Annotated in this window: 13 protein-coding genes; 5 read left to right on the forward strand and 8 right to left on the reverse strand. The window is 61.9% G+C overall.

The window, feature by feature from the left end; all coding sequences use genetic code 11:
- Nucleotides 1-36: 36 nt before the first annotated feature.
- Nucleotides 37-1,326, reverse strand: a complete 1,290-nt coding sequence (locus AB5I78_RS26760) for a diguanylate cyclase (protein WP_262209351.1) — start codon at nucleotides 1,324-1,326, stop codon at nucleotides 37-39.
- A 314-nt stretch (nucleotides 1,327-1,640) separates the two neighbouring features.
- Between AB5I78_RS26760 and AB5I78_RS26765 the strand changes: the two genes are divergently transcribed.
- Nucleotides 1,641-3,236 (forward strand): hypothetical protein, encoded by a 1,596-nt coding sequence (locus AB5I78_RS26765; RefSeq protein WP_145157485.1) that lies wholly within the window; start codon nucleotides 1,641-1,643, stop codon nucleotides 3,234-3,236.
- 75 nt (nucleotides 3,237-3,311) lie between these two features.
- Here the strand turns inward: AB5I78_RS26765 and AB5I78_RS26770 are convergent, their stop codons facing one another.
- From AB5I78_RS26770 to bioB, 7 genes are all read right to left on the reverse strand, one after another.
- Nucleotides 3,312-5,117 (reverse strand): phenylacyl-CoA dehydrogenase, encoded by a 1,806-nt coding sequence (locus tag AB5I78_RS26770; RefSeq protein WP_145157486.1) that lies wholly within the window; start codon nucleotides 5,115-5,117, stop codon nucleotides 3,312-3,314.
- A gap of 337 nt (nucleotides 5,118-5,454) precedes the next feature.
- A complete protein-coding gene (locus tag AB5I78_RS26775; protein WP_065871814.1) occupies nucleotides 5,455-5,736 on the reverse strand; it encodes a pyrroloquinoline quinone biosynthesis protein PqqE in 282 nt (93 codons plus the stop codon).
- A gap of 106 nt (nucleotides 5,737-5,842) precedes the next feature.
- Nucleotides 5,843-6,523 carry a dethiobiotin synthase gene (gene bioD, locus AB5I78_RS26780; RefSeq protein WP_106575548.1) on the reverse strand — a complete coding sequence of 227 codons (681 nt, stop codon included), beginning with the start codon at nucleotides 6,521-6,523 and terminating at the stop codon, nucleotides 5,843-5,845.
- Complete coding sequence (gene bioC / locus AB5I78_RS26785; RefSeq protein WP_242200721.1) at nucleotides 6,520-7,332, reverse strand: malonyl-ACP O-methyltransferase BioC; 813 nt, start codon at nucleotides 7,330-7,332, stop codon at nucleotides 6,520-6,522. Before bioC ends, bioD begins: the two co-directional genes overlap by 4 nt.
- Nucleotides 7,325-8,056 (reverse strand): alpha/beta fold hydrolase, encoded by a 732-nt coding sequence (locus tag AB5I78_RS26790; protein WP_369302020.1) that lies wholly within the window; start codon nucleotides 8,054-8,056, stop codon nucleotides 7,325-7,327. Before AB5I78_RS26790 ends, bioC begins: the two co-directional genes overlap by 8 nt.
- Nucleotides 8,049-9,230, reverse strand: a complete 1,182-nt coding sequence (gene bioF / locus AB5I78_RS26795) for an 8-amino-7-oxononanoate synthase (protein ID WP_369302019.1) — start codon at nucleotides 9,228-9,230, stop codon at nucleotides 8,049-8,051. Before bioF ends, AB5I78_RS26790 begins: the two co-directional genes overlap by 8 nt.
- 158 nt (nucleotides 9,231-9,388) lie before the next feature.
- On the reverse strand, nucleotides 9,389-10,444 hold the full coding sequence (bioB, locus tag AB5I78_RS26800; RefSeq protein ID WP_242200713.1) for a biotin synthase BioB: 1,056 nt from the start codon (nucleotides 10,442-10,444) through the stop codon (nucleotides 9,389-9,391).
- 92 nt (nucleotides 10,445-10,536) lie between these two features.
- On the opposite strand from bioB, the gene AB5I78_RS26805 reads away from it, so the two are divergent.
- The 4 genes from AB5I78_RS26805 to AB5I78_RS26820 all read left to right on the forward strand — a co-directional run bounded on the left by AB5I78_RS26805 (nucleotide 10,537) and on the right by AB5I78_RS26820 (nucleotide 15,226).
- Nucleotides 10,537-11,274 (forward strand): ComF family protein, encoded by a 738-nt coding sequence (locus tag AB5I78_RS26805; protein WP_369302017.1) that lies wholly within the window; start codon nucleotides 10,537-10,539, stop codon nucleotides 11,272-11,274.
- A gap of 57 nt (nucleotides 11,275-11,331) precedes the next feature.
- On the forward strand, nucleotides 11,332-12,096 hold the full coding sequence (locus AB5I78_RS26810; protein WP_369302016.1) for a TOBE domain-containing protein: 765 nt from the start codon (nucleotides 11,332-11,334) through the stop codon (nucleotides 12,094-12,096).
- A 79-nt stretch (nucleotides 12,097-12,175) separates the two neighbouring features.
- Entirely contained in the window at nucleotides 12,176-14,074 is a 1,899-nt protein-coding gene (locus AB5I78_RS26815; protein WP_369302015.1) for a PhoX family phosphatase, read from the forward strand.
- Nucleotides 14,075-14,251: 177 nt separating this feature from the next.
- Complete coding sequence (locus tag AB5I78_RS26820; protein WP_242200707.1) at nucleotides 14,252-15,226, forward strand: serine/threonine protein kinase; 975 nt, start codon at nucleotides 14,252-14,254, stop codon at nucleotides 15,224-15,226.
- The last annotated feature ends 157 nt before the right edge of the window (nucleotides 15,227-15,383 follow it).

A 15,383-nucleotide genomic window follows, 5' to 3' on the forward strand; every position in this document is an offset into this window, starting at 1 on the left:
CAATCACTGTAGAACCGCTGAATACACCGCCATCACTCAACCGGCAGCACTCGCCATACGCACCGCGCCACGCCGGGTTTGCCCGGCCGCGACCACGCAGTTACGTCCGGCGCCCTTGGCGGCATAAAGCGCCTGGTCGGCGGATTTGAGCACTTCTTCCGGGGTGCGCTGTTCGGCCTGGCGTTCGGCCACACCGATGCTGACGGTTACCGACACGCTCGACGCGCCGCTGCCCGCGCGGCGTTGGCGGCCCTGCTGGTCGTCATGAGGGCGGTCGGGGTTGCGCAGCTTGATGTCGTAGTGGGCGATGATCTCGCGAATTTCTTCGAGGTACGGCATGCACTCATCCAGCGTCTTGCCGGCAAAGACCACCGCAAACTCCTCGCCGCCGTAACGGTAGGCACGCCCGCCGCCATTGACCTTGGAGAGCTTGCTGGCGACCAGGCGCAATACCTGGTCGCCGACATCATGGCCGTGGGTGTCGTTGAAACGCTTGAAGTGATCGACGTCACTCATCGCCAGCACGTAGTTGCGCCCAAGGCGCTGCATGCGTTCGTTGAGCGCGCGGCGGCCCGGCAAGCCGGTCAGCTCGTCACGGAAGGCCATTTGATACGCCTCATGTGCCACGCCCGCAGCGATCATCAGCATCACCTGGCTGCACATGATGTTCAGGGTGAACGGCAGGATGAAGGTCTGCGGCAACATCCAGAACAGCCCGAGCAAGCCAACCAGTTGCGCGGCATGCAACGGGCGCGGCTGATACCAGTACTGCGCCGCCAGGGTGACAAATCCAATCAGGAACATCGGGTACGACAGCTGGATCAGGCTCATCCAGCTGCCGTGCAAAGCCGGCCAGCGAATCTCTGCCAGCCAGCTCAACAGCGCTTGCGGGAAGCTTTGTTCAAGCGCCAGCGCCACGCTGCCGACGGCGAAGAGCACGGCGCAACGGGCCACGAAGTCGCGAAACAGGTGGGTTTTTTCCTGCCACAGCGCGTAGATGCTGAACAGCAGCGGCAGCAACAGGCAGCACAGATGGAACACCACCGCCGCGTCTTCCCGGACTCGGCCATTGTCGCGGTAGTAGTCGGTCTGGGTGTCCAGCAGGAAATAAACGACGTACACCGTGATCATCAGGAACAGTTCACGCTGGCGCCGATACACCGCGCAATACGAGCCGCCGAGCAGCAGCACCAAGGTCGGCAGCACGTTGAACAGCGAGGTGAAGAACACGTTGAGGTCCTTCACGTACGCAGCCGATAGCCCCGCCAGCAGTAACAGCAGTGAAGGTAGGAAATGACTGAAACGTACAGCGGACGCGCGTGACAAGGGTAAAGCTCCGACCCACTCAAAAAGATGGCACAGTGCCTTCACTGATCACAGTTAAGCACATTCAATGTGATGCGTATCACATTGCCATCACTTTAACGGCCGCTCGGCCTAATCCCTGAGCGCCACGCTGCGTTTTTTTACAGGTCATTGCGCAAAAAACAGGCGGATGCAATGCGCAGGCCATCCCGTACTGTCAGTTATGACAGTAGTCGCCGGCAGGATTGGCATGTTTACTTGCGCGTACCACTCAATACCGCCCAGCGAGTATTCGGGACAGGGAGTGTCCCTTAAACACGATGGGAGTGACCCTCATGGAAACCTTGGTATCCGAACTGGTGAGCACCAGCTCTCAGTTCCTGATTCGTAACGCCATACCCTCGCTGCCGCCCTTGATTGTGGTGGATGCTCTGCCCGGAACCGGCGGCATGGTGCCTCTGACGGCGGCTGAACGTGACCTGCGAATCCGGATTCCAGCGTTGCCGCAACCGGGGCCTGCCGGGGCCCAGCCCATTATCCGGGTGTATGCCGAGCTGCCCCCGCCGAATGAACACCAAGTCATCGCTTACCTCCAGTTGCCGTCTTACCCCACAGCAGACATTGAAATGCCAGTGCCGCGCCGCTTCGTGGGCAGTGAGGGCGATTATCTGCTGACCTACATCCTGGAAGCCGGTGACAACGTTCTGCGCGCCACCGCCAGCACCCCGCTGCGGGTGCATAAAACGCCACCTTTTGGTTACCTGACCATCACACCGCCAGCCCCGCTGCTGCCACTGAACCTGGCAACTGCGACGATTACCGATGAGTATCTGGCCAGCAATGACCCGGTCGTGTTCCGGATTCCCGAGCACACAGAGATCAACGCCCAGGTTGCGCTGAGGGTCATTCCCTACTACGGCATTACCGACCGGCACATGCAGTTTCCTTTCGCACCTCCGGGCCCTGTTACCTTGCCCGACTATCCGGCCCCGCGCCTGATTTCAGTACCGGCCTCCGTGATTCGCGAGCGCGGCAACGGCCTCATGCAACTGACCTACCGCTTCCTGGACCGGCTAGGCAACCGCTCACGTGATTCGTTGATTCTGGAACTCAGGGTCGCGCTGCAATTGACCCCTTCAAACATTGCCGCTCCGCGCGTGACACAGGCGATTGCGCCCGACAACACGGTGACTCAGGCCGATATCGACCTGAGCGGGCTAGGCGGGATGGAGGTTTGGCTGGACAGTGTCACCAATTTGCAGATCAACGACGCTGTGGCCGTTGTGGTGGGCACGAATACCGTCTTGGCGCCGCCTGTGGTTTACGTGGGCCAACCACTGCCGCTGCGCCTTGTGATCACGACGGCGCAATTACTGGCCATCCTTCCGGGCGCCGCCAGCAACAACACGCCCGCCCAGATAAAATTCCGCATCACCAGGGGGACCACCTTCGTGGAGGGACCTACCAGAAATCTCATCTTGAACTTCTCGCCGTTGATGACGCTGGCGCAGCCGCAGGTGCTCAACCTTATCGGCGGCAATCTCACTTGCGCCTCGCCGCAGCCTTCGAGCCTGACCTTTTTAAACCGATCTATCGGTGTATTTATCCCGCCCTCTGCGCTCCTGCGTGCCAACACGGCGGGGACATTGACGTGCGTAATGAGCCGTCAGGATGACGGTTCGAACCCCATTACGCCCCCACTGACTGTCCCGATTGTGTGGGCTGCCGCGGCTTCCACCACCGGGCAAACCGTGTACCTGCAGTATTCGGCCACCATGCGGGTGATCGGCAGGGGCGTCATGTACCTCAGCTACACGACGCAGAATGCCGCCGGGCAATTGCTTCAGTCGCCACCTACGGACATTCCAGTCAGGGGCGTTTTGCCGGGCAACACCTACTGCGACGGCGCGCCTTATATCCCGACACCTTAAGCGCCACGTTGCTGGCCCCACAAAAAAGCCGCCGCTCCCGAAAGAGCGGCGGCTTTTTCATGAACTCGCCGAGGTTTAGTAGCCCAGGTCGAAGTTCTCTTCCTTCATGTCCATCAGGTTGTTGGCGCCCGACAGCATGGTTGCAACGTGGGTGCGGGTACGCGGCAGAATGCGCTGGAAGTAGAAGCGCGCAGTCTGCAGCTTAGCGGTGTAGAAGGCCTCTTCGCTGGTGCCGGCAGCCAGTTTCTCGGCAGCCAGGCGCGCCATGTCGGCCCAGAAGTAAGCCAGGCACGCGTAACCGGAGTACATCAGGTAATCCACCGACGCGGCACCGACTTCTTCACGGTCTTTCATCGCGGCCATGCCGACCTTCATGGTCAACTCGCCCCATTCCTTGTTCAGTGCAGCCAGCGGTGCGACGAACTCTTTGACCGCTTCGTTACCTTCGTTGGCCTGGCAGAACTTGTGCACGATCTTGGTGAAGCCCTTGAGCGCTTCGCCTTGAGTCATCAGCACCTTACGGCCGAGCAGGTCCAGCGCCTGGATACCGGTGGTGCCTTCGTACAGCATCGAAATGCGGCTGTCGCGAACGTTCTGCTCCATGCCCCACTCGGCAATGAAGCCGTGGCCGCCGTAGATTTGCACGCCGTGGTTGGCGGCTTCAAAACCGACTTCGGTCATGAACGCCTTGGCGATCGGGGTCATGAATGCCAGCAGGGCATCGGCCTGCTTCTTCGCTTCGTCGTCGGTGCCGTATTTGACGATGTCCACTTGCTTGGCGGTGAAGTACACCATCGCACGGTTGCCTTCGGCGAAGGCTTTCATGGTCAGCAGCATGCGGCGCACGTCAGGGTGCACGATGATCGGGTCAGCGGCTTTGTCCGGTGCTTTCGGGCCGGTCAGCGAACGCATTTGCAGGCGATCGCGGGCGTATTTCAGGCCACCCTGGAAACCGATTTCAGCGTGGGACAGGCCTTGCAGCGCAGTACCCAGGCGAGCGGTGTTCATAAAGGTGAACATGCAGTTCAGGCCTTTGTTCGCCGGGCCGATCAGGAAACCGGTGGCCGCGTCGAAGTTCATCACGCAGGTGGCGTTGCCGTGAATACCCATCTTGTGTTCCAGGGAACCACAGGACACCGCGTTGCGCTGGCCAATCGAGCCGTCTGCGTTTGGCAGGAATTTGGGCACGATAAACAGCGAAATGCCTTTGGTGCCAGCCGGTGCGTCCGGCAGGCGGGCCAGCACGATGTGGACGATGTTGTCGGCCATGTCGTGTTCACCGGCCGAGATGAAGATCTTGGTGCCAGAGACTTTGTAGGAACCGTCGGCCTGAGGCTCAGCCTTGGTGCGCAACATGCCCAGGTCGGTACCGCAATGGGGTTCGGTCAGGCACATGGTGCCGGTCCACTCGCCCGAGACCAGTTTGGTCAGGTAGGCATTTTGCTGCTCTGGGGTGCCGTGCTCGGAGATGGTGTTCATCGCACCGTGCGACAGGCCCGGGTACATGCCCCACGACCAGTTGGCAGTGCCAACCATTTCGCTGACTGCAAGGCCCAGGGACTCCGGCAGGCCTTGGCCGCCGTGCTCCACGTCGTGGGCCAGGCTTGGCCAGCCGCCTTCAACGAATTGTTTGTAGGCTTCTTTGAAACCCGTCGGGGTCTTAACGCCTGACTCGCTCCAGGTACAGCCTTCGATGTCGCCCACGCGGTTCAACGGTGCCAGCACTTGCTCACAGAACTTGGCGCCTTCTTCGAGGATGGCGTCAACCATGTCCGGGGTAGCGTCCTGGCAAGCCGGCAGGCTCTGATAGTGCGCTTCATAACCGAGCAGTTCGTCACGAACGAAGCGAATATCACGCAAGGGGGCCTTGTAGTCAGGCATAGCGATAAACCTCTGCTGATGTATCTGGGATGAACAACCGCGTGGATGCGTCGTGGCGGTCAAACAGGTGTTTGAAACATACGTTTACGACCTGGGGTTGTCAAGCATCGTCCCGCTGCCATTTGTCATGACGCGGATCAACATCAGGCACGGCAAGGCCTGCGGCAAGGCGCCACATGATTGAGCGGTGTAAAAGTTCAGTCAGACGAAGCAGGGCCCATGTGGAAGCGGGCTTGCCTGCGATACAGACGCCGCGGTGTACCAAGGGGACCGAGTAGAAGCTGTCGCAGGCAAGCCAGCTCCCACACAAGAGCCGGCATGCCTGGAAAGAGGGGAGTTAAGCGTAGGTATCGATCAGCGTGCCCAGCATTTCATCCGAAGCCTTGGCGACTTTGACGCCCAGCTCCACTTGAAACTTGCCTTGGGCCATTTCAACCATGTTGCTCGCCGAGTTGGATGGCTGGGCACGGTCGTTGGCTTGTAGACGGTCGCTTTGTGCGTCTGATGGCTGAGTAGTTGCGGCGCTGGCAATCTTGCCGGCGGCCTGGTCGACGCGGTTCTGCCCGGCCTGAATCGTGCTCAGCCCCGAATAAAACGCGCTGCTTCCAGAGATTTCCATGGCGTAAGCCTGCCTTTAGAGAATCGTGAACCTGAATTGAAGCAGACATCCCGGCAAAACGCCCGTCAAAAACACTAATGGCATAATGCCTTAGCGATAGCCAAAATCAGTCAAGCAGGTCCAGTTCCAGGTATTCGGCGACGGCTTCGGCGCTGGCCTGCTTGAGTTTTGGCACGCGCCCAAGGCAAGGCGCAGGTAGCCGCTCAGCCAGGGTGGCGAGGTTCTCTTCCAGACGAGAGGTCTTGGGGTCGATGATATTCGCCACCCAGCCTGCCAACGGCAAACCGTCTCGCGCTATGGCTTCCGCAGTGAGCAACGCATGGCTGATACAGCCCAGACGCACGCCCACCACCAGGATCACCGGCAGCTTGAGCGCCTTGGCCAAGTCCGACAGGTTGTCCTGATCGGCCAAGGGCACCCGCCAGCCACCCGCGCCTTCAATCAAGGTGAAATCCGCCTGCCGCGCCAGAATCTGCTGCATCGGTTTCAACAGCGATTGCACCGTCAGCGCCACGCCCGCCTCCCGCGCCGCCAGGTGCGGTGCAATCGCGGGCTCGAACGCCACCGGGTTGACCTCGGCATAGCTCAACGGCAACGAACACTCAGCCAACAGCGCCAAGGCATCGGCATTGCGTAATCCTTTGGGGGTGACCTGGCAGCCCGAAGCCACGGGCTTGCCAGCGGCGGTGCTTTTACCCGCAAGCCTCGCGGCGTGCAGCAGGCCGGCGGCGATGGTGGTCTTGCCGACATCGGTGTCGGTGCCGGTGATGAAGTAAGCGGCGCTCATAGAGGTTTCTCCAGTACGGCATACACCACTTGGTAGGTGGCGGGCAGGCCTTGGGCCTGACGGAACTGCTCGTAAGCGCCCACCAGTGCAACAATCCTCGCGCGCCCCGTCAACCCTCCCGGGCGGCCCGGGTTCAGGTTATGCGCGCCCAATGCTTTGAGTTCATGGGTCAGACTGCGCACATCCGGGTAATGCAGCACGTGCGGCCGGCGCTCCAGGCTCACCACCCGCAAGCCGCTGGCGGCGCACAGCTGTTGATAAGCCTCAAAAGTGCGGAAGCGATTGACGTGCACCAGGCCATCCGCGGCCCGCCAGCTTTCGCGCAGCTCACTCAGCGTGCCTACGCACAAGCTGGCAAACGCCAACACCCCGCCGGGTTGCAGCACGCGATAAGCCTCGCGGAGCACGGCGTCAAAATTTGCACACCACTGCACCGCCAGGCTGGAGAAGATCAGCCCGCAACTGTTGCCCTGCAACGGCAGGCGTTCAGCATCACCGGCAATAAAGTGCTCGGCGCCGCCCAATGGCCGCGCGTGGTTGAGCATGCCTTCGGCAATATCCACCGCCACGCCCTGGCTGGCGGGCAACCGCTCGCCCAGCACGCGGCTGAAAAAACCGGTGCCCGAGCCCAGGTCCAGCCAGCGTTGCGGCGCGGCGCCCGTCGGCAGGCGAGCCAACAGCTCGTAACCCACTGCGCGTTGCAACGCGGCCACGCTGTCGTAACTGGCGGCGGCGCGGGAGAAAGACGCCGCCACCTGGCGCTTGTCCGGCAAGGCGCCCGGCAGTGTTGGGTGGGATAAATCAGTCATCAACGCACTCGTGCAAAAAAGCCTGGATGGCCCCCGCTACACCGTGAGGGTCTTCCAGAAGAAAAGCGTGACCGGCCTGTTCAATCAGGCCGATTTCTACATCGGGGAGCAGCGTCAGCAAGTCGCCAGCCGCTTGGGCGGGCACCAGACCATCCAAGCCAGCGAACAGATGCAACTGTGGGCCGCGATAGCCGAGCAAGGCTTCGCGGGTATCCAGTTGAGCCAGCAACTCAAGGCCGGTCATCAATTCGCTGGAAGGCGTATTCGGCGCGCCGCTGACCAGCAAACGCGAGAGCCCGCGCGGGTCTTGCGCCCCCTTGGCACACAGCAGGCCGAAGCGTTTGAGGGTGACCTGGGAGTCGGCATGGCAGCCGGCGAGAAACGCATCGAACGTCTCAGCCGGCATCGCGCTGGGCCAGCCGGCATGCGCGACAAAACACGGATTGCTCGCCAACGTCAGCAAGCCGCAGCAACGTTCGCCGCGGCGCGCCGCCAGCTCCGACGCGAGCATGCCGCCCAGGGACCAACCACCCAGCCAGGCGTTGTCGGGCAGCGTGGCGTCGAGTTCGTCGAGCCATTCACTCAAGTCACTCGATTGCAGCGTCGGCAATGGCTCGATCTGCACCTGCAGGTGTTCGTCGAGGCCGCGCAAGGCTGCGGCCAAGGGCTCCAGTGGCGATACGCCAAGGCCCCAGCCGGGCAGCACTATCAGTCGATCACGCATGGTCGGGCTCCATGGCGCCTAACAAGCGGAAACACTCTTCCAATGCGTTTAACAATAGCTGCACCTGCGCCACGCTGTGGGCCGCCGTCAACGTCACGCGCAAACGCGCACCGCCGGCAGGCACGGTGGGCGGACGGATCGCGGTGACCATCAGGCCGCGCTCGCGCAGCAGCTGCGACAGGCGCACGGCGCGGGCACTGTCGCCAATCAGGATCGGCTGGATCGGCGTGAAGCTGTCCATCAGGTCCAGGCCGAGCTGTTCGGCGCCCCGGCGGAACTGGCGGATCAGGCCATTGAGATGCTCGCGTCGCCAATGCTCGGTGCGCAGCAGCTCCAGGCTTTTCAAGGTTGCGCAGGCCAACGCCGGCGGTTGGCTGGTGGTGTAGATGTAAGGCCGGGCGAACTGGATCAGGCTTTCGATCAGCTCTTCGCTGCCCGCCACAAACGCTCCGGCGGTGCCAAAGGCTTTGCCCAGCGTGCCGACCAGCACCGGCACATCCTCCTGACTCAAGCCGAAATGCTCGACGATCCCGCCGCCAGTGGCACCCAGCGGGCCGAAGCCGTGAGCATCATCCACCATCAACCAGGCGCCTTTGGCCTTGGTTTCACGGGCCAGCGCGGGCAGGTCGGCCAGATCGCCGTCCATGCTGAAAACGCCGTCGGTGACCACCAACGTGTTGCCGGTAGCCTTCTCCAACCGCTTGGCCAGGCTGGCGGCGTCGTTGTGCAAGTAGCGGTTGAACCGCGCACCGCTGAGCAAACCGGCATCCAGCAACGAGGCATGGTTGAGACGGTCTTCCAGCACCGTGTCGCCCTGCCCCACCAGCGCCGTGACAGCGCCGAGGTTGGCCATGTAGCCGGTGGTGAACAGCAACGCGCGCGGGCGCCCGGTCAGGTCGGCCAGGGCTTCTTCCAGTTCATGGTGCGGTGTGGCATGGCCAACCACCAAGTGGGACGCGCCACCGCCCACGCCCCAACGGGACGCACCGGCGCGCCAGGCTTCGATCACGTGCGGGTGATTGGCCAGGCCCAGGTAATCGTTGTTGCAGAACGCCAGCAACGGTTGGCCGTCCACCACGACTTCAGGGCCTTGCGGGCTCTGGAGCAAAGGGCGTTGACGGTAAAGGTGTTCGGCACGACGGGCAGCGAGACGCGCGGCGAGATCAAAAGACATGCAGGCCTCGGATTAGCGGGTTCAACTCGGTCAAAAATGTGGGAGCGGGCTTGCTCGCGAATGCGGTGCGTCAGTCAACCTATCTTTCACTGATCCACCGCATTCGCGAGCAAGCCCGCTCCCACATTTGGAGTGCATTCCAAATAGGGGGATCGGCGTCAAACCGCAGCGTTATAGAACTGCTCGCTGCTCTTGTGCTCCACCAGCGCCTGCTCGATCGCCGCCTGATGCACTTCATCGGCATGCTCTTCACGGGCTTCCGGCAGGATGCCCAGGCGCGCAAACAGCTGCATGTCCTTGTCAGCCTGCGGGTTGGCGGTGGTCAGCAGCTTGTCGCCGTAGAAGATCGAGTTGGCGCCGGCGAAGAACGCCAGGGCCTGCATCTGCTCGTTCATGGCTTCACGGCCGGCCGACAGGCGCACGTGCGACTGCGGCATCAGAATGCGCGCCACGGCGAGCATGCGGATGAAGTCGAACGGGTCGATGTCATCGGCGTTTTCCAGCGGCGTACCGGCCACCTTCACCAGCATGTTGATCGGCACCGACTCCGGATGCTCCGGCAGGTTGGCCAGCTGGATCAGCAGGTTGGCGCGGTCGTCGAGGGACTCGCCCATGCCGAGGATGCCACCCGAGCAGATCTTCATGCCCGAATCGCGCACATAGGCCAGGGTTTGGAGGCGCTCGCTGTAAGTGCGCGTGGTGATGATCGAACCGTAGAACTCAGGCGAGGTGTCGAGGTTGTGGTTGTAGTAGTCGAGGCCGGCCTGGGCCAGGGCCTCGGTCTGGTCCTGGTCGAGACGGCCGAGCGTCATGCAGGTTTCCAGGCCCATGGCCTTCACGCCTTTGACCATTTCGAGCACGTACGGCATGTCTTTGGCCGACGGGTGTTTCCACGCGGCGCCCATGCAGAAGCGGGTCGAACCAATAGCCTTGGCGCGGGCAGCCTCTTCGAGGACCTTCTGCACTTCCATGAGCTTTTCTTTTTCCAGGCCAGTGTTGTAGTGGCCCGACTGCGGACAATATTTGCAATCTTCCGGGCAGGCGCCGGTTTTGATCGACAGCAACGTCGACACCTGCACGCGGTTGGCGTCGAAATGCGCGCGGTGCACGGTCTGCGCCTGGAACAACAGGTCATTGAAAGGCTGCACAAACAGCGCTTTGACTTCGGCTAAGGACCAATCGTGACGCAGGGTGGCAGTGGTGCTGGCGCTCATGGGCGATTCCTTGATTATGCTTGGGCTTTCGCTGCGGGAAGGGCAATACCCACAGTCACGACACGGATGCTCGGCATATTTAAGGAAGATTCATGCACTGTCAACCAGGATACAAACGCGAGGTTTACATCTGGCTAAAAAACAACCAGACCTGTTTAATTTGCGATGAGGCCACAGAATCGGCCGATTGTGTGTGCAACGTCTGCGAAACAGAGCTGCCATGGTTGCTGGCGCAATGCGAGGTGTGCGCCTTGCCGCTGCCAACCAGCGGGTTGATCTGCGGCCAATGCCTGAAAAACCCGCCTGCGTTTAAACACGTCGTCGCACCGTGGTCTTTCAGCTTTCCGGTCGACACCCTGATCAGCCGCTTCAAGCATCAGTCACGCTGGCCCCTCGGCCACCTGCTCGCGCGCCTGCTGGGGCATCACCTGCAACACCGTTTTGACAACGCCGAACTCGAGCGCCCCGACTGCCTGCTGCCCGTGCCCCTGGCGCGTAAACGCCTGCGCGAACGCGGCTTCAACCAGGCGTTGATGCTGTCACGCTGGCTGAGTGAACAGCTTGATATCCCACACAATGACCACCTGTTGTTACGCCCCCATGAAACCGTCGCGCAACAAGCCCTCGACGCCAAAACCCGCAAACGCAACCTGCTCGCCGCATTTGCACTGGCTCCCGACGCTCAGGTGCAAGGCCGCCACCTGGCGCTGGTCGACGACGTACTGACCACCGGCGCCACCGCCCACAGCCTGGCGCGGTTGCTGATGGACGCGGGGGCGCGGCAAGTCGATGTGTACTGCCTGGCACGCACACCTAAACCCGGGGCATGACTTGACTCGCGTGCGCCACGCCTGCAACGTCCGCTGACCTTATAGAAGCGTATCCACATGTCTCTGCCGACCTCGCTCAGCCAACACATCATCCGCCGCCCCCAGCGCATCGCCTTGCTGGCGCACATCGCCGAGCAAGGCTCGATCACCCGTGCGGCCAAAAGCGCCGGTTTGAGTTACAAGGCCGCCTGGGATGCCATCGACGAGCTGAACAATCTGGCGCAAAAACCGCTGGTGGAACGTAGCGTCGGCGGCAAAGGCGGCGGCGGCGCCAGGCTGACGGCCGAGGGTGAGCGCGTGCTGCGCCTTTACCAGCGTTTGCAGGTGTTGCAGGCCCAGGTGCTGGGCTCGGATGAAGACGCGAGCGACTTCAACCTGCTCGGCCGGCTGATGCTGCGCACCAGCGCGCGCAACCAACTGCACGGCCAGGTCATCGCGATTGAAAGCCATGGCCGCAATGACATGATCCGCCTGCAACTGTCGGGCGACTTGAGCCTGAGCGCGCAGATCACCCACGACAGCACGCAGCGCCTGGAACTCGAAGCAGGCGTGGAAGTGGTCGCCTTGATCAAGGCCGGCTGGCTGGAGTTGCTCGGCCTGGAGCAGGCAGCAACACCTGGACACAATTGCATGAGCGGTGTGATCGAGACAATTCTCGACGCCGAGGATGGCCCCAGCGAGGTGCGCATCACCCTGCCCAACGGCCAGGTTTTATGCGCCCTGGCGCAGCCCGCCGCGCTCAAGGCACTGAAGGCCGCCGAGGGCCAGCCGATTCAGGTGCAGTTCTCGCCCAGCAACGTGTTGCTCGGCACGCCGGTGTAGCGCGAGGGCTACTTCAAACTGCAACAATTTCGTCACGCGCGCTCCTTAAGGTGTCTGCAAAAACCGCAGGGAGCCTGAAATGAGCCTATTAGAAGACAACCAAGCCACCGACCTCGAACAGATGGTCGGCCTCACCCGCCGCCGTTTCATCGGCGCGGGGGCCTTGTGCGGCGCCGCGATGTTCCTCGGCGGCAACCTGCTGAGCCGCAGCGCCCTGGCTGTCAACGCCGCGTCCAGCAGCCCGTTGCTGGGCTTCACCAGTATCGCCGCTAACACCCGCGACGCAATCAGCCTGCCACCCGGCTACAGTGCTTCGGTGCTGATCAGCTGGGGCCAGCCATTGCACAAAAACGCGCCGGCGTTCGACCCCTCTGGCAACGGCAGCGCCAAGGCCCAAGAGCAACAGTTCGGTGACAACAACGACGGGATGAGCCTGTTCGCCTTCCCCGGTGACACCAACCGCGCGCTGATGGCGATCAACAACGAATACACCAATTACCGTTACCTCTACGCCCACGGCGGCGCGCCGCAATCGGCCGAAGACGTGCACAAGGCTCAGGCCAGTGAAGGCGTGTCGGTGATCGAAGTGCGGCGCACGGGCGACACCTGGCAGTTCGTGCAGGACTCGCGCTACAACCGGCGCATCCACGGCAACTCGCCGATCCGCCTGAGCGGTCCGGCGGCGGGTCACGACTGGCTGAAAACCCGCGCCGACAAAACCGGTAAAAAAGTCCTCGGCACCTTCCAGAACTGCGCCAACGGCAAGACCCCGTGGGGCACCTATCTGACGTGCGAAGAGAACTTCACCGACTGCTTTGGCAGCAGCAACCCACAACAGGCCTTCGACGCCGGGCAAAAACGCTATGGCGTGGTGGCAGCCAGCAAAGAGATCAACTGGCATCAACACGACCCGCGTTTCGACATGGCCAAGAACCCTAATGAACTCAACCGCCATGGCTGGGTAGTGGAAATCGACCCGTTCGACCCTCAATCCACGCCGACCAAACGCACCGCCCTGGGCCGCTTCAAGCACGAAAATGCCGCCCTGGCTGAAACCCGCGATGGCCGCGCCGTGGTGTACATGGGCGATGACGAGCGCGGCGAGTTTATCTACAAGTTCGTCAGCCGCGACAAGATCAACCACAAGAACCCCAAGGCCAACAGAGACCTGCTCGACCACGGCACCTTGTATGTGGCGATCTTCGACGCAGGCGATGGCAACGCCGACCACCCCAAGGGCACCGGCCAATGGGTCGAACTCACCCATGGCAAAAACGGCATCGACGCCAGCACCGGTTTCGCCAGCCAGGCCGAAGTGCTGATCCACGCGCGCCTGGCCGCCAGCGTGGTCAAGGCCACGCGCATGGACCGCCCGGAATGGATCGTGGTCAGCCCCACCGACGGCCAGGTCTATTGCACCCTCACCAACAACGCCAAACGTGGTGAGGAAGGTCAGCCGGTAGGCGGCCCGAACCCGCGTGAGAAAAATGTCTACGGCCAGATCCTGCGCTGGAAAGCCGATGCCGATAACCATGGCTCCAACACGTTCTCCTGGGACCTGTTTGTAGTGGCCGGCAACCCCGGTGTGCATGCCGGCACACCGAAGGGCGGCTCGTCCAATATCAACCCGCAAAACATGTTCAACAGCCCCGACGGCCTGGGTTTCGACAAGGCCGGGCGCCTGTGGATTCTCACCGATGGCGACTACAGCAACGCGGGTGACTTCGCCGGCATGGGCAATAATCAGATGCTCTGCGCCGACCCGAGCACCGGGGAAATCCGCCGATTCATGGTCGGGCCAGTGGCGTGCGAGGTCACCGGCATCAGTTTTTCGCCGGATCAGAAGACGCTGTTTGTGGGCATTCAGCACCCGGGCGAAACCGGTGGGTCGACCTGGCCGGAGCATCTGCCGAACGGCAAACCGCGTTCGTCGGTGATGGCGATTCGGCGCGATGATGGTGGGATTGTCGGCGCCTGATAGGCCCAATCGGGGCAAGCCCCCTCCCACACTTGACCGCGTTTCTACAGGTTAAACGCGGTCTGCTGTGGGAGGGGGCTTGCCCCCGATGAGGCCAGTACAGACACCACCTATCTATCGCCGTGTGCGTTACCATACCGGGCCGGACGCGGCGCCCTGCTGCGCGCAGGAGTTCGCATGGCCCATCCGTTTGAAACACTCACCCCCGACCTGGTTCTCGACGCTGTCGAAAGTATCGGCTTCCTCAGCGATGCTCGCATTCTGGCGCTCAACAGCTACGAAAACCGCGTCTACCAAGTGGGTATCGAGGACTCTGAACCGCTGATCGCCAAGTTCTATCGGCCGCAGCGCTGGACCAACGAAGCGATCCTTGAAGAACACCGTTTCACCTTCGAATTGGCCGAGTGCGACGTACCGGTGGTCGCCCCGTTGATCCACAACGGCGAAAGCCTGTTCGAACACGCGGGTTTCCGCTTCACCCTGTTTCCGCGCCGCGGTGGCCGTGCGCCGGAGCCGGGCAATCTTGATCAGCTGTATCGCCTGGGTCAGCTGCTCGGCCGTTTGCACGCCGTCGGCTCAACCCGCCCGTTCGAACACCGCGAGGCGTTGGGGGTGAAGAACTTCGGTCACGACTCCCTCACGACCTTGCTGGAAGGCAACTTCATTCCGAAAAGCCTGCTGCCAGCCTATGAGTCCGTGGCCCGCGACCTGCTCAAGCGCGTGGAGGAGGTCTACAAAGCCACGCCGCACAAGAACATCCGCATGCACGGCGACTGCCACCCCGGCAACATGATGTGCCGCGACGAGATGTTCCATATCGTCGACCTGGATGACTGCCGCATGGGCCCAGCCGTACAGGATTTGTGGATGATGCTCGCCGGTGATCGGCAGGAATGCCTGGGCCAGCTGTCGGAATTGATGGACGGTTATCAGGAATTCCACGACTTCGACCCGCGCGAGCTGGCGCTGATCGAACCCCTTCGCGCCTTGCGCCTGATGCACTACAGCGCCTGGCTGGCGCGGCGCTGGGATGACCCGGCGTTCCCTCACAGCTTCCCGTGGTTCGGCAGCGAACGCTATTGGGGCGATCAGGTGTTGGCGTTGCGTGAACAACTGTCGGCGCTCAATGAAGAACCACTGAAACTGTTCTGACCCTGCCGCTACGCTTTGTGGGCGCTGGTGTGTCGGGTCACCGCATCGCTGCGATGCAAGCACCTCGGTGTATCAGTCACATCGAGGTGACGCCATCGCAGGCAAGGTCCCACAGAAAAGCAGCGTCCCATCGCCTGACAAAAATCCTTACAATTGC

The sequence above is a fragment of the Pseudomonas sp. N2-3-1-14 genome (assembly GCF_041228395.1).
Lineage (GTDB): Bacteria > Pseudomonadota > Gammaproteobacteria > Pseudomonadales > Pseudomonadaceae > Aquipseudomonas.